Source organism: Pseudomonas sp. TH06 (genome assembly GCF_016651305.1).
GTDB lineage: Bacteria > Pseudomonadota > Gammaproteobacteria > Pseudomonadales > Pseudomonadaceae > Aquipseudomonas.
In genome coordinates this window covers 1,843,268-1,866,315 of sequence record NZ_JAEKEC010000001.1, presented here as the reverse complement: position 1 = coordinate 1,866,315, position 23,048 = coordinate 1,843,268, and the positions used below count along the sequence as shown (strand labels likewise).

The window sequence follows — 23,048 nt, the reverse complement described above, 5'->3', positions numbered from 1 at the left end:
TGTCGTCATGAAGATCGGAGAACTGGCCAAACTGACCGACTGCGCCGTGGAAACCATCCGTTACTACGAGCGCGAAAACCTGCTGCCGGAACCGGCCCGTAGCGACGGCAACTACCGCGTTTACACTCAGGCCCACGCCGAGCGCCTGACCTTCATCCGCAACTGCCGCACCCTCGACATGACCCTCGAAGAGATTCGCAGCCTGCTGGCCATGCGTGATAGCCCGCAGGACCAGTGCGAGAGCGTCAATGCGCTGATCGACGAGCATATCCAGCATGTGAAGGCGCGGATTGACGGGTTGCTGGCGTTACAGACGCAACTGCTCGACCTGCGCCAACGCTGTGGCGAAGGGCCGATGGCCGATCAATGCGGGATTTTGCAACGGCTGGAAGTGAGTGGCGGCGTGGTCGCAACCGAGGTCGAACACTCCCACGTAGGCCGCAGCCACGGCCATTAAGACTCACGCAAAACCAAATGTGGGAGCGAGCCTGCTCGCGAAAGCGGTGTATCAGTCGACATCTCTATGACTGACACGCCCTCTTCGCGAGCAGGCTCGCTCCCACAGGGGTTTTGTGCAACGGCTTAGACCGCCATTGGCGCGGTCATTGGCGCATGGTGCTCGTAGCCTTCCAGCGAGAAGTCGCTCGGCTCCACCAGCTCCAGCCATTCCGGCTGGTACACGCCAGTCTTGGCAAACTCCGGCACGCGGTCGGAGATTTTCAGTTTCGGCATGGCGAACGGCTCGCGTTTGAGCTGTTCGTTGAGCATGTCGAGGTGGTTCTCGTAGACGTGCGCATCACCGATGAAATAGGTGAACCAGCGCGGCGTGTAGCCGGTCAGGCGACCGATCAGGCTCAGCAGCGCGGCGCCTTCGGTGAGGTTGAACGGTGTGCCCAGTCCCAGATCGTTGGAGCGGATGTAGAGGGTCAGGGAGATTTCCCTGGTCTCGACGTTCGGGTGGAACTGGTACAGCAGGTGGCATGGCGGCAGGGCCATTTCATCCAGCTGGGCGACGTTCCAGCCGTGGAACAGGATGCGGCGGCTGCCCGGGTCCTTGATGATCGTGTCGACGCACTGGCGCACCTGATCGATGGCTTTGTACAGCACCACGTAGGCCTGGCCGTCTTCTTCGCCTTGGGCGATCTGCTTGTAGCCGTTGCTCAAGGTTTGTTCGATGGCCGCCGTGTTGCTCAGCGGGATCTGCTTGTATGCCGGCCATTTGCGCCATTGCACGCCGTAGATCTCGCCGAGGTCGTCGTCGCCCTGACGGAACGGATTAGCCAGCCACTGCGCGTTTTCGTTGGCGTTCTGGTCCCAGACCTTGCAGCCCAGCGCACGGAATTCGGCGGCATTGTTGACGCCACGGAGAAATCCGCACATCTCGCCGATGGCCGATTTGAAGGCCATTTTGCGCGTGGTGATCGCCGGGAAACCTTCCTGCAGATCGAAACGCAGCATCGCTCCCGGGAAACTGATGGTGTTGATGCCGGTGCGGTTGGCCTGTTTGGTGCCGTTCTGGATGACGTGCGAGACCAGTTCGAGATATTGCTTCATGAGTTACCTGTGTCCTTTGAGCCCCGGCGTCGCGCGCCGGGGTTCGTAGTTTAAGCCGTCGGCGCGAGCGGTGCTGCGGGCGCGCGACGATAGGCCAGCCAGATCAGGAACAGCCCGCCGATAATCATCGGGACGCAGAGTACCTGGCCCATGGTCAGCCAGTTCCAGGCCAGATAGCCCAGTTGCGCGTCCGGCACGCGGACGAACTCGACGATGAAACGGAAGATGCCGTAAAACAGCGCGAACATGCCGGAAACAGCCATGGTCGGGCGCGGTTTACGCGAGAAGATCCACAGGATCAGGAACAGCGCTACGCCTTCGAGCGCGAACTGATACAGCTGCGACGGGTGACGCGGCAGCTGTGCAGGATCGCTGAACGGCGGGAAAACCATGGCCCACGGCACGTCAGTCGCCTTGCCCCAGAGCTCGGCATTGATGAAGTTGCCAATGCGCCCGGCACCCAGGCCGATCGGCACCATTGGCGCGACGAAGTCCATCAACTGGAAGAACGACTTGCCATTACGCTTGCCGAACCACAGCGCTGCGAGCATTACGCCGATGAAGCCGCCGTGGAACGACATGCCGCCCTTCCACACTTCGAAAATCAGCGTCGGATTAGCCAGATAAGCGCTCAGATCGTAGAACAGCACGTAACCCAGACGTCCACCGACAATCACCCCCATCGACATCCAGAAGACCATGTCGGAGAGTTTCTCCTTGGTCCAGGTCGGATCGAAACGGTTGAGCCGGCGCGACGCCAGCAGCCATGCACCGCCGATACCGATCAGGTACATCAGGCCGTACCAATGGATTTTCAGCGGACCGATGGCCAGTGCCACCGGGTCGATCTGCGGGTAAGGCAGCATTGCGACTCCTCGTTAGAGTTGAAACCAAAATTCCCGGGCGACGCTGTCACCTCAGGATTAAGCCAGGATTGCGACGCGGCTAAAGCAGAAAGCTCAAACCCACGCTGAACAGCAAAGCGGCGAACAGCCGTTTCAGCAAGCGCGGCGACAATCTGTGCGCCAGACGCGCGCCGACGCGGGCGAACACCATGCTGGTCAGGGCGATGCCCAACAACGCCGGCAAATAAACAAAACCGAGACTATGGGCTGGCAGCAACGGATCATGCCAGCCCAGAATCATGAAACTTAATGCACTGACCAAAGCGATTGGCAGACCGCAAGCCGACGATGTCGCCACCGCTTGCTGCATCGGCACACTGCGCCAGGTCAGGAACGGCACGGTCAGCGAACCACCGCCAACGCCAAATATCGCCGAGGCCCAGCCAATTACACTGCCGGCCACAGTCAGACCGAGTTTGCCCGGCACGGTTCGGCTGGCCTTGGGTTTGATGTCCAGCGCCAACTGCACCGAAATCACCAAGGCGAACACGCCGATGATTTTTTGCAGGTTTGGCCCCGAGATCGCTTCAGCCGTCAGCGCACCGAAACCGGCACCCAACAGAATGCCCACCGCCATCCACATGAAGATCGGCCAGCGCACTGCACCACGCCGATGGTGCTCACGCACGGCGTTGACCGAAGTGAAGATGATCGTGGCCAGCGACGTACCGACCGCCAGATGCGTCAGGATCGACGGATCAAAGCCCTGCAGGGTGAAACTGAACACCAGCACCGGGACAATGATGATCCCGCCACCCACCCCGAACAGCCCGGCCAGTACGCCTGCACAGGCGCCCAGCGCCAGATAGAGCAGAAATTCCATGACCGTCTCCCAAGGCGCATCCGCAAAACCGGAGCGGCATGGTAACGGATGCATGGCCTCAGGCTCCACTTACGATGGATGCACGGACGCTGGATGCGTAGAGTGGGCAAAAAACACACAAGGACCACCTTATGTGCCTGATTGTTTTCGCCTGGCGCCCGGGCCATGCCCAGCCGCTGATCGTCGCGGCCAACCGTGACGAGTTCTATGCCCGGCCAAGCCTGCCGCTGGCGCAATGGCCGGAGGTGCCGCACGTGCATGCCGGACGTGATCTTGAAGCCGGAGGCACCTGGCTCGGCATTGGCGCCAATGGCCGATTCGCCGCGCTGACCAATATTCGCGATCCGCACCAACCACCAGCGCGCAAATCGCGGGGTGAACTGGTGGCGCGGTTTCTGACGGGCGATGCGTCGATTGATGATTATTTGAACGATGTGGTCGGGCGTGCGCCGGAATATGCCGGGTTCAATCTGCTGCTCGGAAACAGCCATGAACTGTGGCACTTCAATGCGCGGATGTCGGAGCCGGTGATGCTTGAGCCCGGTGTCTACGGGTTATCCAATGCCGGGCTGGATACGCCGTGGCCTAAATTGCTCAAGGCCAGGGCGGCGTTGAGCGCAGTGCTGGATGATCCGCAGCCTGCGCGGCTGCTGGAATTGCTGGGGGATGCGCAGACCGCGCCGTTTGCCGAGTTGCCGGACACTGGCGTGGGTCTGGCGACAGAGTCACTGCTGTCGAGTGTGTTTATTGCCAGCCAGAGTTATGGGACGCGGGCGAGTACGGCGTTGATCGTGCAGGCGGACGGGACGCGGCGGATGGTGGAGCGAAGTTTTGGGCCGTATGGCGGGCATTTGGGGGAGGTGGAGATCAATACCTGAAAGCGAGCAACCATTGTGGCGAGGGAGCTTGCTCTCGCTCGGTTGCGAAGCAGCCGCAATTCAGCCAATGCGATTTCTCTGAAGAACCTCATTGACCGAATTGGGAGCGCTCCGCACTCCAGCGGGAGCAAGCTCCCTCGCCACAGGGCCCTCAGGGTGTTAGAGGGCTTTGTTGACCGCCGGCGGATTGATCTTCGACAACCCAAGGTTCTTCAGCGCCAGTTGCAGCGAACTGTGGATAACTTGCGGATTGTCGATGGTCATCAGCTCGGCCAGCAACTCCTTGGCCTTGCTCAGATTGACCTGACGCAGCATCCATTTCACCTTCGGCAAGTTGGTGGCGTTCATCGACAGGCTGTCGAAACCCATCGCCATCAACAGCACAGCCGCTGACGGATCACCGGCCATTTCGCCGCAGATGCTCACCGGTTTGCCCTCGGCGTGCGCATCGCGGACCACGGTTTGCAACGCTTGCAGCACCGCTGGATGCAAGTAGTCGTAGAGGTCGGCCACCCGTGGGTTGTTGCGGTCGACTGCCAGCAGGTATTGGGTCAAGTCGTTGGAACCGACGGACAGGAAGTCGACCATCCGCGCCAATTCCTTGGTCTGGTAGACCGCTGCCGGAATCTCGATCATCACGCCGATTGGCGGCATCGGCACGTCGGTGCCTTCGTCGCGCACTTCGCCCCAGGCTCGGTGGATCAGGTGCAGGGCTTCTTCGAGTTCATGGGTGCCGGAGATCATCGGCAGCAGAATCCGCAGGTTGTTCAGACCTTCGCTGGCCTTGAGCATTGCGCGAGTCTGCACCAGGAAGATTTCCGGGTGATCCAGCGTCACGCGAATGCCGCGCCAGCCGAGGAACGGGTTGTCTTCCTTGATCGGGAAGTACGACAGCGACTTGTCACCGCCGATATCCAGGCTGCGCATGGTCACCGGTTGCGGATGGAACGCGGCGAGCTGTTCGCGGTAGATCGCCAGTTGTTCTTTCTCGCTCGGGAAGCGCTGGTTGATCATGAACGGCACTTCGGTGCGGTACAGGCCGACACCTTCGGCGCCACGCTTCTGCGCCCGCGCCACATCGGCCAGCAAACCGGTGTTGACCCACAGCGGCATGCGGTGGCCATCTAGGGTCACGCACGGCAGGTCACGCAGGGTGTCGAGGCCCAGCGCCAGTTGTTTCTCTTCTTCGACGACTTCGGCGAATTGTTTGCGCAGCACTTCGCTCGGGTTGGTGTAGACCTCGCCGCGCGTGCCGTCGACGATCATTTCGATGCCGTCGACCTTGGCGTACGGCAGGTCGACCAGACCCATCACCGTCGGAATGCCCATGGCCCGGGCCAGAATCGCAACGTGGGAGTTACCCGAACCAAGTACCGAGACCAGACCGACCAGCGTGCCTTCCGGCACCTCGCCGAGCATCGCCGGGGTCAGCTCTTCGCTGACCAGAATGGTTTTTTCCGGGTAGACCAGATTCTGCTGGCGCTCTTCCTGCAAGTAGGCGAGCAGGCGGCGACCGAGATCCTTGACGTCCGAGGCGCGCTCACGCAGGTAGGCGTCGTCCATCAGTTCGAAACGGTTGACGTGCTCAGTGACCACCTGACGCAGCGCGCCCTGGGCCCACTGGCCGGTCTTGATCACCGTGGTGATTTCGCTGCCCAGCGAGGCATCGTCGAGCATCATCAAGTAGACGTCGAACAGCGCACGCTCTTCCGGGCGCAGCTGGGTCGCGAGTTTGGCGGACAATGCGCGCATGTCGGCGCGCACGCCTTCGATGGCGGTCTTGAACAGCGCCAGCTCAGCGTCGATGTCGGTGATGGTCTTGTCCGGCACCACGTCGAGATCGGCTGGCGGCAGCATGACCACGGCGGTACCGACCGCCGCACCCGGCGAACCCGGCACACCGACGAACTTGGCTTCCTGAATACCCTTGCCCTGACGACCCAGACCGCGGATCGATCCGGTGGCCTCGGCGTGGGCGATAACGCCGGCGAGCTGCGCGCTCATGGTCACGAGGAAGGCTTCTTCACCTTCATCGAACTGGCGACGTTCTTTTTGCTGAATGACCAACACACCGACGACGCGGCGGTGGTGAATGATCGGTGCACCGAGGAACGAGGCGTAACGCTCTTCACCAGTCTCGGCAAAGTAACGATAGCGCGGGTGATCTGCGGCGTTTTCGAGGTTCAGGGGTTCTTCACGCGTGCCGACCAGACCGACCAGACCTTCGTTGGGTGCCATGCTGACCTTGCCGATCGAGCGCTTGTTCAAGCCCTCGGTGGCCATCAGGACGAAGCGGTTGGTCTCGGGATCAAGCAGGTAGACCGAGCAGACCTGGCTGCCCATGGCCTCTTTGACGCGCAACACAATAATCCCCAACGCCGCCTTGAGATCCTTGGCGGAGTTAACTTCCTGGACGATCTTGCGCAGCGTATTGAGCATGGCTCGGGGTCGAACTCCGTCGTCAGTCGCGCGCTAAAAGGCGCGGGGCAAGCTCTTTGAGGGCGCGGCGATACACCTCGCGCTTGAATGTCACCACCTGGCCCAACGGATACCAATAGCTGACCCAGCGCCAGCCATCGAATTCCGGTTTACCGGTCAAATCCATCCGCACCCGCTGCTCGTTGGAGATCAGGCGCAGGAGAAACCACTTCTGTTTCTGGCCGATGCACAGCGGTTGGCTGTGGGTACGCACCAGACGTTGCGGCAAACGATAGCGCAACCAGCCCCGGGTGCAGGCGAGTATTTCAACATCTTCACGTTCAAGGCCAACTTCTTCGTTCAGCTCGCGGTACAAGGCGTCTTCCGGCGTCTCTTCAGGGTTGATTCCCCCTTGCGGAAACTGCCAGGCATCTTGATTGATACGGCGAGCCCATAGCACCTGGCCGGCGTCATTCGTCAGAATGATCCCGACATTGGGGCGGAAACCATCGGGGTCGATCACGGCAACAACCTCGCAAACGCATGTCGCCGCATTGTTCCACAAAGGTTGATAAGGCGGCAACGAAGCTTCCTACCTTATGTGCACTCTTGTGAAAAGACCGTATTCTTGTCGCCTTTTTACAGACTTATCAGCGGGTAACTGCAATGCGCCTGGCTCTATTCGATTTGGACAACACCCTTCTGGGCGGCGACAGCGATCACGCCTGGGGCGACTATCTGTGTGAACGCGGCTTTCTCGACCCGATCGCCTACAAGGCGCGCAACGACGAGTTCTATCAGGATTACCTGGCCGGCAAACTGGATAACGCAGCCTACCTGAACTTCTGCCTGGAGATCCTTGGCCGCACCGAAATGGCCGTACTCGATCAATGGCACAGCGATTACATGCGCGACTGCATCGAGCCAATCGTGCTGCCGAAAGCGCTGGACCTGCTGAAAAAGCACCGCGATGCCGGCGATAAACTGGTGATCATCACCGCGACCAACCGCTTCGTCACTGCGCCGATTGCCGTTCGTCTGGGTGTCGAAACCCTGATCGCCACCGAGTGCGAGATGGTTGATGGCCGCTACAGCGGGCGCAGCACCGACATTCCGTGCTTCCGCGAGGGCAAGGTGACGCGCCTGAATCGTTGGCTGGAAGAGACCGGATACTCGCTGGACGACAGCTATTTCTATAGCGACTCGATGAACGATTTGCCATTGCTTGAGCAAGTGGCGAACCCGGTGGCTGTCGACCCGGACCCGAATCTGCGCGCCGAAGCCGAGAAACGTGGCTGGCCGGTCATCAGCCTGCGCGACTGATATCCGCTTGCCCACAGCGCTTTCGACATGGCTGTGGGCACAGCCTCACGCAGGCTTTGCCACCATCAAGTAGAAAATCCCCATAAACGCCAGAAATGCCGGCCATCCCAAGGCAAACCACCAGCGCATGTAGGTCGAGGCTTTTAAAGGCATCGGCGTTCCCTGCAACAGCGCCTGATCGGCCATCCGGTGCACGCGGATCTGCAACCAGACCACCGGCAACCAGCAAACCCCGGCCAGGACATACAGGCCAATGCTCCACATCAGCCACGTCTGCTGCAGCGGCCAACCGGCCATGTGCATCAACCCCAGGCCACTCAACGGCTGAAACACGGCCGTCGTGGCAGTGAACGCCCAGTCGGCAAACACCAGATGCTTGAAGGTCACGGCAATCACTTCGACCTTGCCCGAACGCCACGCCCTGAGCGCGTAATAAGCCGAACCGGCACCCAGCCCGAAGAGAATCGTCGACGACAGAATATGCAGGGTTTTCAGCAGCAGATAAGCGCTCATCGGCGAGGTTCAGTCCACAGAAGCCATAAAGTAGCCACCATCAGCACCAGATTTTTGCCGACGGCCGCGTAAGGATCAGCCCAATAGTGGGGCAGCACGAAACTTATGAAGACGGTGTAGGCGAGCATCAACCCCAATTGCAGTCGCAACGCTTGCCGGCGCCAACGGCTGAACAACATGGCGACACCCAACACCCCATCGATCATGGCACCAGCGATCACCGCGCACTGTGCCCACAAGCCATGCACGCCGGCTTCGGCCATGATCCGCAGGCCCCATGGGTAACCGGGGCCCAGGCACACCGCAGCAGTACCCAGCCAGATCAGCGCCATTACCACCAGCATCAACGGGCGCAACGCGCGTTGAGCACTCTGGGAAACACTCGGCCAATCTTGCAGGCGAGTGTGCAGCGCAGCGGCTTGATAGCCGCAATTGGAAGTCAGCACATCGGGATCAGCGAGGTTGTCACGCTGCGCCAGTTTCACGCTCTGCCGATTCAATGCTCGCCAGCCGAAACGCTCTCCCAGCCAACTGCCCGTGCGCAGCAACAGTTTCGGTATCTGTACGTATCGCCCCGGCGTCCAACCCTGCGCCCGGCGCAAACAATCAATGACCTGAGCCAGCGTCATCGGCTCAGGCCCGACACACGGCAAAACCCGCGAATGCGCCGGCCATTGCCGCAACAGCGCCAGTACCGCGCCTACCACATCATCGATATGGATGGGTTGCGAGCGGGCCTTGAGATCCAGCAAGGGAATCAATGGCCAGGGCGAAAGCCCCGCGAGCCAGAGACTGCTCGTCCCGCCGGCGCCGAGCACCAGCGAAGGGCGCAGCACCACCGCGACGGTGTCCAGCTTCAGCAGATAGTCGTCAGCCTGGCCTTTGCTCGCCAGAAACGGCACATCGGATTGTGCCGCTGCACCCAGCGCTGAAATCTGCAGAACCCGAACGCTCTGGCGTGCGGCCAGATCGAACAATGCCCGAGCGCCACGATCCTGGATCAGGCTCAACGCTTGCTCATCCACGCTCAACAAGCCGGCGGCATTGATCAGCAAGTCGATACCGTCAGGCAAAGCAAAATGTGCGGGATCAACCGCCAGCACACCGAGGTCGAGCTGGCGCCATTCGACACTTGGCCATCCCGGCACTTGCGGTTCGCGACTGGTAGCAATGACGAAATGGCCTGCGTTGCACAGCGCACGCAGAAGGTGGCGGCCGACAAACCCGGTGCCGCCCACCAAGAGAATTTTCATCACAATCCTTGTGGCTTAAACCGGTTTTGCGCCCATCAATCCGGCAATCGCGAGAAATCCGATGGCGCTGATGATTGCCAGAATCAGGGTGAATTTCCAATGACCGGCCTGGCCGATCCGCACGCGGTTCAGGCGCGCCAGCAACCATAATGTGCTGAGCGTCGCCACGGCGTAGATCACGCTGGAAAACAGCATCCAGGTCTGCCCCAACGGCCAGCCAACCAGGTGCACCAGCCACCAGCCGCTGAAGGGCATGCTGAACATGCACAGCAACATCAGGCACCAGACGAAAATCCACGGGCGACGTAACGTGCTCGCCGCTCCCTCGCTGCGCTTGCGCCAGGCCAGGTACGCGAGGCCGATACCACAGACCAGCAACACGACTGTCGCGGCGACATGCAGGACTTTCAGGGTGGTCAGGGTTTCCATACTTTGTCTTCCTTGGGACGTGCCCTTCAGCGTAGCCGCTTAGCCAAGAAACAACTGATAGGCCGGGTTCTCACTCTCATCCCAGTACGGGTAGCCGATTTCTTCCAGCGCCGCCGGTACCAGATGACGCTCGTCATGCGGTACTTGCAGACCCGCGACCACTCGGCCATCCGCCGCGCCGTGGTTGCGGTAGTGGAACATCGAGATGTTCCAGCGCCCGCCAAGCTTGTTGAGGAAGTTGAACAGCGCCCCCGGACGCTCCGGAAATTCGAAGCGAAACACTACTTCATCGATAACGTGCGCCGCATGCCCACCGACCATGTGACGAATGTGCAACTTGGCCAGTTCGTTGTCGGTCAGGTCGAGGACCGGGAAACCCTGCTCGGTCAGGCTCGCGAGCAGAGCACTGCGCGGATCGTTTTCCGGGTGAGTCTGCACGCCGACGAAGATGTGCGCTTCGCTGCCGGTGTTGTAGCGGTAGTTGAATTCGGTGATCTGACGCTTGCCGATGGCCTCGCAGAACGCCTTGAAGCTGCCGGCCTTCTCGGGGATGGTCACGGCGATGATCGCTTCGCGTCCTTCACCCAGTTCGGCGCGCTCGGCAACGTGGCGCAAGCGGTCGAAGTTGACGTTGGCCCCGGAGTCGATGGCGACGAAGGTCTGGCCGCTGACGCCACGCAGCTCGACGTATTTCTTGATCCCGGCCACGCCCAAGGCGCCGGCAGGTTCGGTGATCGAACGGGTATCGTCGTAGATATCCTTGATCGCCGCGCAGATCTCGTCGGTGCTGACGGTGATCACTTCATCGACGTAATCCTTACAGATGTCGAAGGTGTGCTGACCGATCTGCGCCACCGCCACGCCGTCGGCGAAGATGCCTACTGTCGGCAGCACCACGCGCTCGCCCGCCGCCATCGCGGCTTGCAGGCAATTGGAGTCGTCCGGCTCGACGCCGATGACCTTGATGTCCGGCCGCAGGTATTTCACGTACGCAGCGATGCCGGCGATCAGCCCGCCACCGCCGACCGGGACGAAAATCGCGTCCAGTGGCTGCGGGTGCTGACGCAGAATTTCCATCGCCACGGTGCCCTGCCCGGCAATGGTGTGCGGATCATCGTACGGGTGAATGTAGACGTAGCCTTTTTCATCGACCAGTTTCAGCGAGTAGGCCAAAGCTTCCGGGAACGAGTCGCCATGCAGTACCACTTTGCCGCCGCGCGAACGCACGCCTTCAACCTTGATCTCCGGAGTGGTCTTGGGCATGACGATGGTGGCTTTGACGCCCAGCACTTTCGCCGCCAGGGCCAGACCCTGCGCATGGTTGCCCGCCGATGCGGTGACCACGCCACGGGCGCGCTCTTCGTCGGTCAGTTGGGTCAACTTGTTGTAGGCGCCGCGAATCTTGAACGAGAACACCGGCTGCAAGTCTTCGCGCTTGAGCCAGATGTCATTGCCCAGCCGCTCGGAGAGCTGGCGAGCGTTCTGCAGCGGGGTTTCTACGGCAACGTCATAAACGCGCGAGGTGAGGATCTTTTTGACGTACTGTTCGAGCATCGGAAAGCATCACTGAGCGGGTTGGGCAGGGCCAAGGAGTCTAACCCGGCTTTTGCCCGGGCGACCACACTAAACAGGTGGTTTTACGGTCTGGAAATCCATTCTTGAGCGAGCACCATTGTGGCGAGGGGATTTATCCCCGTTGGAGTGCGAAGCGCTCCCCGGCATTCTTTCAGAAATACAGCGTTCTCAGGTTTTACGACGGCTGCGCCGCCGAACGGGGATAAATCCCCTCACCACAGGAGGTTTTCGCCGGGCATGGGGATATAATGCCGGCCTTTCCGTTCTCCCCTTGCCCGCTTCCGGAGCCCGCATGACCCAGGATCAACTCAAACAGGCAGTGGCTCAGGCCGCCGTCGACTTCATCCTTCCGAAACTCGACGACAAGAGCATCGTCGGGGTCGGCACCGGCTCCACCGCCAACTGCTTCATCGACGCTCTGGCCCAGCACAAGGGCGCGTTCGATGGCGCAGTCGCCAGCTCCGAAGCCACCGCTGCACGCCTGAAAGGCCACGGAATTCCGGTGTATGAGCTGAACACCGTCAGCGACCTGGAGTTCTACGTCGACGGCGCCGATGAAAGCGACGCCCACCTGAACCTGATCAAGGGCGGCGGCGCTGCGCTGACCCGCGAGAAGATCGTCGCGGCCGTGGCCAAGACTTTCATCTGCATCGCCGACGCCAGCAAACTGGTGCCGGTACTGGGCGAATTCCCGCTGCCGGTGGAAGTGATTCCGATGGCGCGCAGCCACGTCGCTCGCCAATTGGTGAAACTGGGCGGCGACCCGGTTTACCGCGAAGGCGTGCTGACCGACAACGGCAACATCATCCTCGACGTGTTCAACCTGCAGATCACCAACCCGGTCGAACTGGAAGCACAGATCAATGCGATTGTCGGCGTAGTCACCAACGGTCTGTTCGCGGCGCGTCCGGCGGATTTGCTGTTGCTGGGTACCAGCGAAGGCGTGAAAACCCTGAAGGCTGATTAAGCCCAGATTGCCCACAATTTATGGGCAGATGAAATACCCCCTGTAGGAGTGAGCCTTTGTGGTGAGGGGATTTATCCCCGATGGACTGCGCAGCAGACCCCTTTTCTGGGGCCGCTTCGCGACCCATCGGGGATAAATCCCCTCACCACAGGGCCAGCTCCCACAGTGTTTTATGGTGCTGGTCGAGGCTGTGCTGGTTTTTTGAAGACGTAAAACAGGTTCGGCTCGCTCACCAGATACAACGCTCCGTCATCATCCATCGCAATGCCCTCCGCCTGCGGTACGGTTTTCTGCAATCCCTGGCGACCGCCGCTGATGGACATCGTACTCAATGGACGTCCGTCCACATCCAGCTCCAGAATCAACCGCGACTCGTCCGACAGCGCCAGTAAATGGCCGCTGCGCCCGTCGTATTGCAGGCTCGACAGATCACGCACAAACATCCCGGCATCGCGCTTGGGGTTGTTGATCACATGCACCGCGTAGGATTTTTCCGGATTGAAGTGCGGGAAACCGTGCACTTCGTAGATCAGCATCGGATTGCGCTCTTTCGCGACAAACAAGCGCTTGCCCACCGAGTCGTAAGCCAGGCCTTCGAAGCCCTTGTTGCCCGCCATATGCACGCCAAGCGTCATCTGCTCGGCGTCCGCAGCGTCGAGGAAAGTCGTGTCGTCTTGCAGATGAATCTTGATCAGCCGCTGCTGGCGTTCGTCGGTGATGACATAGGTATCGGCGCTGATGTACTCGACCGCTTCGGGATCGCCGAAACCGATCAGAGCGACGCGCCGCAGGATCTTGCCTTCCAGCGACAGCTCGACCAGTTCGGCATTCTTGTTGGTCACGGTGAACAGGCTTTTGCGCACCGGATCGAAGGTCAGCGCGGAAACATCGTCCTCCAGGCCTTCGATCACCCGCGCCTCGATCGCCACCCGATATTGATCCAGGCCAATGGCCTCAGTGTTCAGCGGCTGCCACATAGTGTGCAGGTTGAACCAGGCACGCTCGAACAGGCGCATGTATTGGCCGATCGCAATCAACGCGATCAGGGCAATCACCGAGAGGATGATGACAATGGGTTTGGGACGGGCAAGTCGACGCATTCGGCTGGGCTCGGAATCAAAACAGGCGGATGAAATATCACGCCTGTCTGAACTGGAGCTTAATGGCCACTTGCCCGCGACCACAAGAGAACCATGTGGCAGCTCAGGAACATCATTTCTGTTTTTCGAAGCGGTAGAACAGGTTCGGCTCGCTGACCATGTACAGCGTGCCCGCCTCGTCCATGGTCACGCCTTCAGCGCGGGGAATGGTTGTCTTCAAGCCATTGAAGCCGCCGAGCAGGGTCATGAAACTGACCTGATCGCCCTTCTCGTCCAGCTCCAGCAACAGGTGCGAATCGGCGGACAGCACCAGCGTATGGCCGGTGCGCGGGTCGATTGCCAGCGCAGAGAGATTACGGATGTCCAGTTCATCACTGGCCAGTTTCTGCTTGTCGCCGTTGAGGGTCTGGCTGCCATCGCTTTTCCAGGTGAACAGCGCCGGCGGGCGCTCTTCACCCAGCCACAACTGGTGGTTGCGCGGGTCCCAGGCGATCGCTTCAAAGGCCTTGTTCTGGTCTTTCGACGGACCGAGGTCGTATTTGGGGAAATTGGCGATGTTCAGTTCACGGGTATCGGCATCGACTTTGACGATCGAGAGCATGTGCTGGCGCTCATCGACAATCGCCATCAAGCCGTTTTCCATGACGGTCAGGCCTTCCGGATTGCTCCAGCCCACCAGCGGCATTTTGCGCAGCACTTCCCCTTGCAGAGTCAGCTCGGCGAGAAACGGGTTTTTGCCCATCACCGAAAATAGGGTTTTGGTCTGCGGGTTGTAGGACAGGTCGGAGGCCTCGTCCTTTTCCATGCCCGTCAGCGGCTTGGCATCGATGACCACCCGATAGTCCGGCAGCCAGATGCTTTCTTTCTGCTCGGCCTGGCTTTCGAAGCGCTCCTGCAGCCACAGCACGCCGCGATCATCCCAATGCATGACGAACGCCAGCGCATACGCAACGGCAATCACCAGCAGCAGACAGGCGTACCAGCTCAGGGCGAATCGTGAGCGGCGAGAGTTTTTGAGCTGAGCTTGAGATGACATCGAGGGACGCTTTCCGAAATTTCAGGCTATGGGTAATAGCATAAAGAGGCCGGCTAAGACGCCAGAATGAGAGGAATTATCCGTACAAGATGTGAAAAAAACGGCAAATGGCGGGATTGCCCTGCGCCATTGCGGGCCACGACACACAAGCAATGTGGGAGCAAGCCTGTGGTGAGGGGATTTATCCCCGATGGGTCGCGAAGCGACCCCCTCTTTTGATCCAAAAAGAAGGGGACTGCTGCGCAGTCCATCGGGGATAAATCCCCTCACCACAAAGGCTCACTCCTACAGAGGGTGTTGCGGTGTGGCGGTTAGCGAACGCTGCTGGTGAAGCTGCTGGCGCCAACCAGTTCGAGGACGATGTCATCGCCGACATTCAGCGGACCAACGCCCACTGGCGTGCCAGTGAGGATCACGTCACCGGCCTGTAGCGAGAAGCAGCCGGCCATGTGCTGGATCATCGGCACGATCGGATTGAGCATCGCGCTGCTGTTGCCGTCCTGACGCACTTCACCGTTGATGGTCAGGCGAATGCCGATGTCGGTGAGGTCAGCAAATGTGCTGCCGACCACGAACGGTGCAATCACCGCCGCGCCGTCGAACGACTTGGCGATTTCCCATGGCAGGCCCTTGGCTTTCAGTTCGGCCTGCTTGTCGCGCAGGGTCAAATCCAGCGCCGGGGCGAAACCGGAGATTGCGTCGAGCACTTCTTCACGGCTCGGCTTGGTCGACAGCGGCTTGCCGATCAACACGGCGATTTCCGCTTCGTAATGCACCGAACCACGCTCGGTCGGAATGCTGAAACCGCCCTCCAACTCGACAACGCAACTGCCCGGCTTGATGAACAGCAGCGGTTCGGTAGGGACCGGGTTGTCCAGTTCCTTGGCGTGTTCGGCGTAATTACGGCCAATGCACACGACTTTCCCGATCGGGAAGTGGATGCGCGTGCCGTCGACATACTGGTGCTGATAGCTCATTTACCGACTCCTGCCTTCATTGATTCATCAAGGATTGCCAATCAAACCGCGAAGATCTTGCCCGGGTTCATGATGCCGTTCGGGTCGAACACCGCTTTGACCGCTTTCATGTACTCGATCTCAACCGGCGAACGGCTGTAGGTCAAGTAATCGCGCTTGGTCATGCCGACGCCATGTTCGGCGGAGATCGAACCGTTGTACTTCTCGACGGTTTCGAACACCCACTTGTTGACGGTGGCGCACTTGGCGAAGAACTCGTCCTTGCTCAGGTTTTCCGGCTTGAGGATGTTCAGGTGCAGGTTGCCGTCGCCGATGTGGCCGAACCAGACGATTTCGAAATCCGGGTAGTGTTCGCCGACGATTGCGTCGATTTCCTGCAAGAACGCTGGCACTTTCGAGACGGTGACCGAAATGTCGTTCTTGTACGGCGTCCAGTGCGAGATGGTTTCGGAGATGTACTCGCGCAGTTTCCACAGATTCTGCAGCTGCGTTTCGCTCTGGCTCATCACGCCGTCCAGCACCCAGCCCTGCTCGACGCAGTGCTCGAAGGTTTCCAGGGCGCTGTTGGCCACTTCTTCGCTGGTCGCTTCGAATTCCAGCAAGGCGTAGAACGGGCAGTCGGTTTCGAACGGCGCCGGCACATCGCCACGTCCCATGACCTTGGCCAGAGCTTTGTCGGAGAAGAATTCGAACGCGGTCAGGTCGAGCTTGCCCTGGAAGGCGTGCAACACCGGCATGATCGAGTCGAAATCGGCGGTACCAAGGACCATCGCGGTGAGGTTTTTCGGTGCGCGATCCAGACGCATCGTCGCTTCGACGACAAAACCGAGGGTGCCTTCAGCACCAATGAACAGCTGACGCAGGTCGTAACCGGTGGCGTTCTTGATCAGGTCTTTGTTCAGTTCGAGTACGTCGCCCTTGCCGGTGACGACTTTCATGCCGGCGACCCAATTGCGGGTCATGCCGTAGCGAATCACCTTGATCCCGCCGGCATTGGTGCCGATATTGCCGCCAATCTGGCTGGAACCGGCCGAAGCGAAGTCGACCGGGTAATACAGGCCTTTTTCTTCGGCGACGTTCTGCAAATGCTCGGTGACCACGCCCGGCTGACACACGGCGGTGCGGTCGGTGAGATTCACATCGAGAATCTGGTTCATGTAGTCGAACGAGACCACCACTTCACCGTTGGCGGCCACCGCCGCGGCGGAAAGCCCGGTGCGCCCGCCCGATGGCACCAGCGCGACCTTGTGGGTGTTGGCCCAACGAACCACGGCCTGCACCTGCTCGATGGTCTTGGGGAACACGATGGCGCTCGGCGCCGGGGCGAAGTGCTTGGTCCAATCCTTGCCGTACGCGCTCAGGGAGTCGGCGTCGGTCAGGACCTTGCCAGGCTCGACCAGGGTCTTCAGTTCATCAATCAGGGCAGGATTGGTCATCGACAGAACTCTCGAACAATTCATGGTCATCCTGAGAACGCTTCACGTCGCAGGAATGAGTGTTTAGCGGGGCGGCTATGCTAGCATACCGACCCCGCAGGCCAGTGCCCAAGGCCAGATCTGCGGTAACGGCTTTCCTGCCGTTTGGGTCAGCTCCAGGCTGCTCCCTTCCCTGCCATTTTTCTCCGGGATACAGGTTTACGCAGATGAGCAAGACTTCTCTCGATAAGAGCAAGATCAAGTTCCTTCTTCTCGAAGGCGTCCACCAATCGGCTGTCGACGTCCTCAAGGCGGCGGGCTACACCAGCATCGAATACCTGACAGGTTCCTTGCCGGAAGCCCAGTTGAAGGAAAAGATCGCTGACGCTCACTTCATCGGCATTCGTTCGCGCACCCAACTGACCGAAGAGATCTTCGATCACGCGAAGAAGCTGGTAGCGGTCGGCTGTTTCTGCATCGGCACCAACCAGGTTGACCTGAGTGCTGCCCGCGAGCGCGGTATTGCCGTGTTCAACGCGCCGTACTCCAACACCCGTTCCGTTGCCGAGCTGGTGCTGGCCGAAGCGATCCTGCTGCTGCGCGGCATCCCTGAGAAAAACGCTTCCTGCCACCGTGGTGGCTGGATCAAGTCTGCGGCCAACTCCTTCGAGATCCGTGGCAAGAAGCTGGGCATCGTCGGCTACGGCTCGATCGGTACTCAGCTGTCGGTTCTGGCTGAAGGCCTGGGGATGCAGGTGTTCTTCTACGACACCGTGACCAAGCTGCCGCTGGGCAACGCCACTCAGGTCGGCAACCTGACCGAGCTGCTGGGCATGTCCGACATCGTCACCCTGCACGTTCCGGAAACCGCTGCGACCCAGTGGATGATCGGCGAGAAGGAAATCCGCGCCATCAAGAAGGGCGGCATCCTGATCAACGCTGCACGTGGCACCGTGGTCGAGCTGGACGCCCTGGCGGACGCGATCAAGGACAAGCACCTGATCGGCGCGGCCATCGACGTTTTCCCGGTGGAGCCACGCTCCAACGACGAAGAGTTCGAAAGCCCGCTGCGTGGCCTCGACAACGTGATCCTGACCCCGCACATCGGTGGCTCGACTGCCGAAGCGCAAGCCAACATCGGTCTGGAAGTGGCAGAAAAACTGGTCAAGTACAGCGACAACGGCACCTCCGTTTCGTCGGTGAACTTCCCGGAAGTGGCCCTGCCGGCTCACCCTGGCAAGCACCGCCTGCTGCACATCCACGAGAACATTCCGGGTGTGATGAGCGAGATCAACAAGGTCTTCGCCGAAAACGGCATCAACATCTCCGGTCAGTTCCTGCAGACCAACGAGAAGGTCGGCTACGTGGTGATCGACGTCGACGCCGAGTACTCGGACCTTGCGCAAGAGAAGCTGCAGCACATCAACGGCACTATTCGTAGCCGCGTGTTGTTCTGATCAAGCGTTGAGCGACAAAAAAAGGGAGCCTTCGGGCTCCCTTTTTCATGCACGCCGAAACGTTATTCGACGTTGACGGTGATTTTCTTCGAGACGATTGGTGGATCGAACGGCATGTGGCCGCTGTCGCCCAGTTCCAGCTGCAGAGTATGTTTGCCCGGAGCCAGTTTGATCGTCGCCTCAGTCTGAGCCTTGCCGAAATGCATGTGGTTCGGATCATTCGGAATTGGCGCACCGGCGGCCGGCAGTTTGTCGACATCGATCAGCAGGTGGTGATGCCCGGTGTTTTTGGTGACATCACCGGCCGGTGCCAACGCGATGTCCTTGACCCCGAACTTGACCTTGAACTCCTGGGAAACCTTGGCCCCGTCCTCGGGAGAAACGATGAACACTTCGGCGCCTTTCGGGGCCGGGGTGGCCGCACTGGCCAGCACGGAAACACCCATCAGCACACCGGCCAACGCTGCACGTGACATAAAGCTTTTCATTTTCTTCTCCAGTTTTTCCGTAAAATCCGCACGGTCATGACAACTTCATGACCTTTCGTTGTCGAAGGCACTCGACAACCATAGCAAAGCGAGCCTGAATCAGAGCGTCGCGATAATGATTTCAAAGGAGTGACCATGCGTTTTCTGCCTGGCCTGATCTGCCTGCTACCCCTTTTGAGCCCTTTGGCTCACGCCGAACTGATTGATGACGTCAACGACCGTGGCGAGTTGCGCATAGCCCTTGAGGCTAATACACCGCCCTTCAATTTCAAGGATGGCGACACACTCACGGGGTTCGAGGTCGAGCTGGGACAACTGCTGGCCAACGAGCTCGATGTGCGCGCTGACTTTATCGTCACCGACGAAGGCGATCTGCTCCAGGGCGTTGAAAGCGGCAAGTACGACGTCGCGCTCAACCACATAGCACTGACACCTGAACTCAAGGATCGTTTCGACTTCAGCGAGCCTTACGGCAAGGTTGATTCGCAACTGCTGGCGAAAAAGGATGAGCAACCACGGCCGATGGTGCTGGTGCAGGCGTTGACTGAAGAGAAGCCGCCGGTGAGTGCCCCGGTGGAGTTGGCGATTCCGTTTCAGAAGGGTAATCCGGCGTTTCAGGCCAGTCTTGCGAGCGCGATGCAGCGGATCAAGGCAGATGGGCGCCTGGCAGCGCTGTCGGCGAAATGGTTCCCCAAACCCGAGTGAACACAAAACCCTGTAGGAGTGAGCCTGCTCGCGATGGCGTCAGGTCAGTCGACATAATTGTTAACTGACACACCGCTATCGCGAGCAGGCTCACTCCTACATGGGATATGCGATTTGCTTTTAATCGAGCTGTGTCAGGGCTGTTGCAGCCTGCGGGAGTTCCAGTTCGCTGAAAACCTGCACGCCATGGCGCTTGAGCAACGCAGCCGTCACGCCTTCACCGCTGACTTTCACTCCACTAAACGTCCCGTCATAGGTCAGCAGATTGCCGCACGATGGGCTGTTGGCTTTCAACACAGCCACCCGAATACCGTGCTTTTGCACCAAGGCCAGCGCCTGCCGCGCGCCATCCAGAAACTGCGCGCTGACATCCTCGCCCTCGGTGGTGATCACCGCCGCAACGCCATCAAGCACTTCACTACCCTGCCCGCCCGGGATTTCCGCTGCGGCACGAGGTGTCGGCAAACCGCCCGCGACCTCAGGACACAACGGCACCACCCGCCCTTCGGCAATCCACTGTTCGAGCAAATCGAACGGCCCGCTGGCCCCACCGTCGTAACGCACGCGATGGCCCAACAGGCAGCGGCTGACCAGAATCTTTTCCATCATCAGAACGGCTCGTTGCCACGGCGGCGGAACCAACCGGTCAGCGACAGGCGTTCACGGTTCGCCGGCAGCACTTCATGCGGTACTTCGCCGGAGAGAAACACCACCAGACAACCGCCGGTAGGCTGCACGTCATGCACGCGTTCATCGTTCAGGTACATGCGCAACTGACCACCGTCCTCCGGCAGCCAGGCATCATTGAGGTAGACCACCACCGAGACCATGCGCTTGTCATCGTCGCGAAAACGGTCGACATGCCTGCGATAAAACGCACCCGGCGGGTACAGGGCGAAATGGCATTCAAAGTCTTCAAGGCCGAGAAACAAACCGCGGTTGAGTGCCTCGCGCAAGCTGTCCATCAGCTTCAGATATCGGTCGCTGGCCTCGGCCTGACCGGGATCGATCCACTGGATATGGTCGCCGCGAATACCTTCACGAATCTCTGAAAACGGCCCACGGCCAACCGCCGCTGGCGCCAGTTCACCCTCGGCCTCACGTTTGCGGCACTCGGCCGCCAGCTCGCGGGTCAAACCGGCGGGCAGGAAAATGTTCTGCTGCGACCAGCCGTGTTCGGCCAGGTCGTCGACAATGCGTAACAGCAGCGGGTGTTCAGAGGATATTTGCATGGCGCGCATAGTATGTCGGCGGCAAGAAATCCGACAGAGCCACGCGGCGGCTGGATACGAATTCTCGACAAGTACCGGCACCGCACGGAGAATAGTCCGCTGCTGACAGGAGTCCCTATGCGCCGTTTGCTTTTTTCACTGTTGATGTTCTGTGTTTTGCCCGCCTGGGCGGACGGCCACGATCAGCTGTACAAGGTCGCCGGCTGGCCAGATCAACGTGCGCATTTCAATGACGCCCTGAGTGCCGCGCAGCAGCGCTATCAAAGCAGTCTGCCGCCCGCCGTGTTTCAAGCGCTGGTGAACAACAGCAATCAGCGCTTCGCCCCACAGGCCATGGATCAACGTGCCGAAGCCCAACTGCGGCAGAACCTCGCTGATCCGAAGCCGGCCCTGGCGTTCTTTCAATCGCCGCTGGGCAAGAAAATCGTCGCGGCCGAGTTACTCGCGACCCGCCGCGATCAACTGGCAAAAAATGCCAAGGGCCTGCCGAAGATGCCGGCCAGCGACAGCCGCCTGCTGATCATCGGTCACCTCGCCCAGGCTCTGCCGGCACGTGAGGCTGGCGCTGAAGTCAGTCTGGCGATTGCCGGCGTGGCGGCGGACAGTTTGAGTTCGATGATCCCCGGCCTGCTCGGTGGCGGTCAGGCGCAGGGCATGTTGAACGGCCAGCGTCAGCGCTTGATGGACCAGATTGGCGCGGACATGAACAACACCCTGCTCTACGTGTATCGCGACTTGTCGGATGAAGAGCTGGAAGAGTTCGCGACGTTTGCCGAGTCGACTGAGGGCAAGGCTTATTACCAGGCGGCGTTGGCGGCGATTCGCGCAGGCCTGGCGGTCGGGCAATGATCTTCGTCGTTTCTTAGACCGCTATCGCGAGCAGGCTCACTCCTACAGGGGTACGCATTCCAAATGCAGGAGTGAGCCTGCTCGCGATAGGGCCCTCACAGACGCTAGAGATTTCTGCCCCGAATCCGCTTGCTCAGAAACTCGAAATACTCCTCGCGCATCTCCGCCGTCTCATTGGCCAGGTGATGCCGCGCCTCAGGCAGCAGCAAGATCTGCGGCCGATCGAACTTCCACTTCAACACCTGCAAATTGTGCTGCCAGTCGACCGTCATGTCCGCCTGCCCCTGAATAATCAGCGGCCGTCGCGGACTTTTTTTCGCGTATTCCACGCGGTTGATCCAGCGTGACAGCGCCCCGACCCATGCCGTCGGCAGACGCTTGGGCTGCAACGGATCGGCCAGCAGAAACGGCAGGAAATCCGGGTCATTGGAGTTCTCGCTGAAGCGCCGGGCGATGCCCCGCACGAACGGTCTGAGCAGGTAGTAACTCAGCTGCGACCAGCCCCACGCCCGCGGCCGCACCAGCGGCGACAACAAGATCAACTGACCTTGCGCCGGGCTGTTCTCGCCATGATTGAGCACATGATCAACCACGATCGCCCCGCCGGTACTTTGCCCGCACAAGTGCCACGGCTGAGGTAGCGCAATCGAATTCGCTTCAGCGAACAAGGCTTGCAGCGCGTCCTGATATTCGGAGAAGTCGCGGATGCTCGCTCGCGGCCCGCTCGACAGACCATGCCCCGGCAAGTCGCAGGCGATCACGGCAAAATCCTGGTCCAGCGCCCACTCGATCACATGCCGATAGAGCCCGGTGTGATCATAGAATCCGTGCAGCAGAAACAGCGTGCCCTTGACCTTCTCCGGCCACCAGCAATGGCTGACCAGTTCGTAACCGTCCACAGCAAACCGCCCCATGCCCCGCCAGACATCACGCTCGGGGAAGTCGGTTTTATAGAACCGCTGATAGGCCTTGGCCTCCTCCGACAACGCCTGCCACTCCGCCAGAGGTTTGAGGCTGGCGCGGATTTGATCGGGGTCGAAAGTGGCAGGCATGAGGCAATTCCAGAACAGTAAACAGACTTTATCGGCCTGCGATATTCATCTGTCGCGGCAAGCATGGCAAGCTAGCCCACCTCCTCGGGATCGAAAACC

Annotated in this window: 24 protein-coding genes; 7 read left to right on the top strand and 17 right to left on the bottom strand. The window is 60.0% G+C overall.

The window, feature by feature from the left end; translation table 11 throughout:
- The first annotated feature begins 7 nt into the window (after positions 1-7).
- A complete protein-coding gene (cadR, locus tag JFT86_RS08280) occupies positions 8-457 on the top strand; it encodes a Cd(II)/Pb(II)-responsive transcriptional regulator (RefSeq protein WP_201236403.1) in 450 nt (149 codons plus the stop codon).
- Between the two features lie 125 nt (positions 458-582).
- Here cadR and JFT86_RS08275 read toward each other — a convergent pair whose 3' ends face one another.
- The 3 genes from JFT86_RS08275 to JFT86_RS08265 all read right to left on the bottom strand — a co-directional run bounded on the left by JFT86_RS08275 (position 583) and on the right by JFT86_RS08265 (position 3,282).
- Positions 583-1,554: a thymidylate synthase gene (locus JFT86_RS08275; protein WP_160059794.1), complete on the bottom strand. Its 972-nt coding sequence runs from the start codon at positions 1,552-1,554 to the stop codon at positions 583-585.
- 50 nt (positions 1,555-1,604) lie between these two features.
- Positions 1,605-2,420 carry a prolipoprotein diacylglyceryl transferase gene (lgt, locus tag JFT86_RS08270; RefSeq protein WP_201236402.1) on the bottom strand — a complete coding sequence of 272 codons (816 nt, stop codon included), beginning with the start codon at positions 2,418-2,420 and terminating at the stop codon, positions 1,605-1,607.
- Positions 2,421-2,499: 79 nt separating this feature from the next.
- Positions 2,500-3,282 carry a sulfite exporter TauE/SafE family protein gene (locus JFT86_RS08265; protein ID WP_201238574.1) on the bottom strand — a complete coding sequence of 261 codons (783 nt, stop codon included), beginning with the start codon at positions 3,280-3,282 and terminating at the stop codon, positions 2,500-2,502.
- A 131-nt stretch (positions 3,283-3,413) separates the two neighbouring features.
- Here JFT86_RS08265 and JFT86_RS08260 point away from each other — a divergent pair, with 131 nt between their 5' ends.
- Positions 3,414-4,160, top strand: a complete 747-nt coding sequence (locus JFT86_RS08260; protein ID WP_201236401.1) for an NRDE family protein — start codon at positions 3,414-3,416, stop codon at positions 4,158-4,160.
- Positions 4,161-4,319: 159 nt separating this feature from the next.
- Here the strand turns inward: JFT86_RS08260 and ptsP are convergent, their stop codons facing one another.
- Positions 4,320-6,599 (bottom strand): phosphoenolpyruvate--protein phosphotransferase, encoded by a 2,280-nt coding sequence (ptsP, locus tag JFT86_RS08255; protein WP_201236400.1) that lies wholly within the window; start codon positions 6,597-6,599, stop codon positions 4,320-4,322.
- 22 nt (positions 6,600-6,621) lie between these two features.
- Entirely contained in the window at positions 6,622-7,101 is a 480-nt protein-coding gene (locus JFT86_RS08250) for an RNA pyrophosphohydrolase (protein ID WP_003229203.1), read from the bottom strand.
- Positions 7,102-7,244: 143 nt separating this feature from the next.
- Between JFT86_RS08250 and JFT86_RS08245 the strand changes: the two genes are divergently transcribed.
- On the top strand, positions 7,245-7,901 hold the full coding sequence (locus JFT86_RS08245; RefSeq protein ID WP_201236399.1) for an HAD family hydrolase: 657 nt from the start codon (positions 7,245-7,247) through the stop codon (positions 7,899-7,901).
- 45 nt (positions 7,902-7,946) lie between these two features.
- Here the strand turns inward: JFT86_RS08245 and JFT86_RS08240 are convergent, their stop codons facing one another.
- From JFT86_RS08240 to ilvA, 4 genes are read right to left on the bottom strand one after another with little or no spacing between them, the layout of a single operon-like run.
- Positions 7,947-8,414, bottom strand: coding sequence for a DUF2269 domain-containing protein (locus JFT86_RS08240; RefSeq protein WP_201231652.1), 468 nt, complete (start codon positions 8,412-8,414; stop codon positions 7,947-7,949).
- Entirely contained in the window at positions 8,411-9,667 is a 1,257-nt protein-coding gene (locus tag JFT86_RS08235) for an SDR family oxidoreductase (protein ID WP_201231653.1), read from the bottom strand. The genes JFT86_RS08240 and JFT86_RS08235 overlap by 4 nt, the downstream gene beginning before the upstream one ends.
- A 15-nt stretch (positions 9,668-9,682) precedes the next feature.
- Positions 9,683-10,096: a DUF2269 family protein gene (locus JFT86_RS08230; RefSeq protein ID WP_201231654.1), complete on the bottom strand. Its 414-nt coding sequence runs from the start codon at positions 10,094-10,096 to the stop codon at positions 9,683-9,685.
- Positions 10,097-10,135: 39 nt separating this feature from the next.
- Entirely contained in the window at positions 10,136-11,650 is a 1,515-nt protein-coding gene (gene ilvA / locus JFT86_RS08225) for a threonine ammonia-lyase, biosynthetic (RefSeq protein ID WP_041072159.1), read from the bottom strand.
- Between the two features lie 313 nt (positions 11,651-11,963).
- On the opposite strand from ilvA, the gene rpiA reads away from it, so the two are divergent.
- The gene (gene rpiA, locus JFT86_RS08220) at positions 11,964-12,638 is read left to right on the top strand and encodes a ribose-5-phosphate isomerase RpiA (RefSeq protein WP_201236398.1); all 675 of its coding nucleotides are present in this window, start codon (positions 11,964-11,966) and stop codon (positions 12,636-12,638) included.
- 170 nt (positions 12,639-12,808) lie between these two features.
- On the opposite strand, the gene JFT86_RS08215 is transcribed toward rpiA, so the two are convergent.
- The 4 genes from JFT86_RS08215 to JFT86_RS08200 form a co-directional block, all read right to left on the bottom strand.
- A complete protein-coding gene (locus JFT86_RS08215; protein WP_201236397.1) occupies positions 12,809-13,738 on the bottom strand; it encodes an SdiA-regulated domain-containing protein in 930 nt (309 codons plus the stop codon).
- A gap of 112 nt (positions 13,739-13,850) precedes the next feature.
- Positions 13,851-14,774, bottom strand: a complete 924-nt coding sequence (locus tag JFT86_RS08210; protein ID WP_201236396.1) for an SdiA-regulated domain-containing protein — start codon at positions 14,772-14,774, stop codon at positions 13,851-13,853.
- Between the two features lie 311 nt (positions 14,775-15,085).
- Positions 15,086-15,751 (bottom strand): fumarylacetoacetate hydrolase family protein, encoded by a 666-nt coding sequence (locus tag JFT86_RS08205; protein WP_201236395.1) that lies wholly within the window; start codon positions 15,749-15,751, stop codon positions 15,086-15,088.
- Positions 15,752-15,792: 41 nt separating this feature from the next.
- Entirely contained in the window at positions 15,793-17,187 is a 1,395-nt protein-coding gene (locus JFT86_RS08200) for an FAD-binding oxidoreductase (protein ID WP_201236394.1), read from the bottom strand.
- A 206-nt stretch (positions 17,188-17,393) separates the two neighbouring features.
- Here JFT86_RS08200 and serA point away from each other — a divergent pair, with 206 nt between their 5' ends.
- Complete coding sequence (gene serA, locus JFT86_RS08195; protein ID WP_201236393.1) at positions 17,394-18,623, top strand: phosphoglycerate dehydrogenase; 1,230 nt, start codon at positions 17,394-17,396, stop codon at positions 18,621-18,623.
- 62 nt (positions 18,624-18,685) lie between these two features.
- Here serA and JFT86_RS08190 read toward each other — a convergent pair whose 3' ends face one another.
- Entirely contained in the window at positions 18,686-19,111 is a 426-nt protein-coding gene (locus JFT86_RS08190; RefSeq protein WP_201236392.1) for a DUF4399 domain-containing protein, read from the bottom strand.
- A 135-nt stretch (positions 19,112-19,246) separates the two neighbouring features.
- Here JFT86_RS08190 and JFT86_RS08185 point away from each other — a divergent pair, with 135 nt between their 5' ends.
- The gene (locus tag JFT86_RS08185; RefSeq protein ID WP_201236391.1) at positions 19,247-19,816 is read left to right on the top strand and encodes a transporter substrate-binding domain-containing protein; all 570 of its coding nucleotides are present in this window, start codon (positions 19,247-19,249) and stop codon (positions 19,814-19,816) included.
- Positions 19,817-19,936: 120 nt separating this feature from the next.
- Here the strand turns inward: JFT86_RS08185 and JFT86_RS08180 are convergent, their stop codons facing one another.
- Together JFT86_RS08180 and JFT86_RS08175 are read right to left on the bottom strand one after the other, a co-directional pair.
- A complete protein-coding gene (locus JFT86_RS08180; RefSeq protein ID WP_201238573.1) occupies positions 19,937-20,422 on the bottom strand; it encodes a DUF523 domain-containing protein in 486 nt (161 codons plus the stop codon).
- A gap of 2 nt (positions 20,423-20,424) precedes the next feature.
- The gene (locus tag JFT86_RS08175; RefSeq protein ID WP_201236390.1) at positions 20,425-21,057 is read right to left on the bottom strand and encodes a 2OG-Fe(II) oxygenase; all 633 of its coding nucleotides are present in this window, start codon (positions 21,055-21,057) and stop codon (positions 20,425-20,427) included.
- 108 nt (positions 21,058-21,165) lie between these two features.
- Between JFT86_RS08175 and JFT86_RS08170 the strand changes: the two genes are divergently transcribed.
- Positions 21,166-21,897 carry a DUF2059 domain-containing protein gene (locus tag JFT86_RS08170; protein ID WP_201236389.1) on the top strand — a complete coding sequence of 244 codons (732 nt, stop codon included), beginning with the start codon at positions 21,166-21,168 and terminating at the stop codon, positions 21,895-21,897.
- A 104-nt stretch (positions 21,898-22,001) separates the two neighbouring features.
- Here the strand turns inward: JFT86_RS08170 and JFT86_RS08165 are convergent, their stop codons facing one another.
- Positions 22,002-22,949: an alpha/beta hydrolase gene (locus JFT86_RS08165; RefSeq protein WP_201236388.1), complete on the bottom strand. Its 948-nt coding sequence runs from the start codon at positions 22,947-22,949 to the stop codon at positions 22,002-22,004.
- Positions 22,950-23,048: the final 99 nt, after the last annotated feature.

Excerpts from the sequence above, each read along its gene's own strand:
- JFT86_RS08240 (WP_201231652.1), bottom strand. The coding sequence starts at position 8,414 with ATGAGCGCTTATCTGCTGCTGAAAACCCTGCATATTCTGTCGTCGACG.
- rpiA (WP_201236398.1), top strand. The coding sequence starts at position 11,964 with ATGACCCAGGATCAACTCAAACAGGCAGTGGCTCAGGCCGCCGTCGAC.
- lgt (WP_201236402.1), bottom strand. The coding sequence starts at position 2,420 with ATGCTGCCTTACCCGCAGATCGACCCGGTGGCACTGGCCATCGGTCCG.
- JFT86_RS08275 (WP_160059794.1), bottom strand. The coding sequence starts at position 1,554 with ATGAAGCAATATCTCGAACTGGTCTCGCACGTCATCCAGAACGGCACC.
- JFT86_RS08180 (WP_201238573.1), bottom strand. The coding sequence starts at position 20,422 with ATGGAAAAGATTCTGGTCAGCCGCTGCCTGTTGGGCCATCGCGTGCGT.
- JFT86_RS08210 (WP_201236396.1), bottom strand. The coding sequence starts at position 14,774 with ATGTCATCTCAAGCTCAGCTCAAAAACTCTCGCCGCTCACGATTCGCC.
- JFT86_RS08170 (WP_201236389.1), top strand. The coding sequence starts at position 21,166 with ATGCGCCGTTTGCTTTTTTCACTGTTGATGTTCTGTGTTTTGCCCGCC.
- JFT86_RS08260 (WP_201236401.1), top strand. The coding sequence starts at position 3,414 with ATGTGCCTGATTGTTTTCGCCTGGCGCCCGGGCCATGCCCAGCCGCTG.
- JFT86_RS08165 (WP_201236388.1), bottom strand. The coding sequence starts at position 22,949 with ATGCCTGCCACTTTCGACCCCGATCAAATCCGCGCCAGCCTCAAACCT.
- JFT86_RS08235 (WP_201231653.1), bottom strand. The coding sequence starts at position 9,667 with ATGAAAATTCTCTTGGTGGGCGGCACCGGGTTTGTCGGCCGCCACCTT.
- JFT86_RS08190 (WP_201236392.1), bottom strand. The coding sequence starts at position 19,111 with ATGAAAAGCTTTATGTCACGTGCAGCGTTGGCCGGTGTGCTGATGGGT.
- JFT86_RS08245 (WP_201236399.1), top strand. The coding sequence starts at position 7,245 with ATGCGCCTGGCTCTATTCGATTTGGACAACACCCTTCTGGGCGGCGAC.
- ptsP (WP_201236400.1), bottom strand. The coding sequence starts at position 6,599 with ATGCTCAATACGCTGCGCAAGATCGTCCAGGAAGTTAACTCCGCCAAG.
- JFT86_RS08185 (WP_201236391.1), top strand. The coding sequence starts at position 19,247 with ATGCGTTTTCTGCCTGGCCTGATCTGCCTGCTACCCCTTTTGAGCCCT.
- JFT86_RS08175 (WP_201236390.1), bottom strand. The coding sequence starts at position 21,057 with ATGCGCGCCATGCAAATATCCTCTGAACACCCGCTGCTGTTACGCATT.
- serA (WP_201236393.1), top strand. The coding sequence starts at position 17,394 with ATGAGCAAGACTTCTCTCGATAAGAGCAAGATCAAGTTCCTTCTTCTC.
- cadR (WP_201236403.1), top strand. The coding sequence starts at position 8 with ATGAAGATCGGAGAACTGGCCAAACTGACCGACTGCGCCGTGGAAACC.
- JFT86_RS08200 (WP_201236394.1), bottom strand. The coding sequence starts at position 17,187 with ATGACCAATCCTGCCCTGATTGATGAACTGAAGACCCTGGTCGAGCCT.
- JFT86_RS08230 (WP_201231654.1), bottom strand. The coding sequence starts at position 10,096 with ATGGAAACCCTGACCACCCTGAAAGTCCTGCATGTCGCCGCGACAGTC.
- JFT86_RS08215 (WP_201236397.1), bottom strand. The coding sequence starts at position 13,738 with ATGCGTCGACTTGCCCGTCCCAAACCCATTGTCATCATCCTCTCGGTG.
- JFT86_RS08265 (WP_201238574.1), bottom strand. The coding sequence starts at position 3,282 with ATGGAATTTCTGCTCTATCTGGCGCTGGGCGCCTGTGCAGGCGTACTG.
- ilvA (WP_041072159.1), bottom strand. The coding sequence starts at position 11,650 with ATGCTCGAACAGTACGTCAAAAAGATCCTCACCTCGCGCGTTTATGAC.
- JFT86_RS08205 (WP_201236395.1), bottom strand. The coding sequence starts at position 15,751 with ATGAGCTATCAGCACCAGTATGTCGACGGCACGCGCATCCACTTCCCG.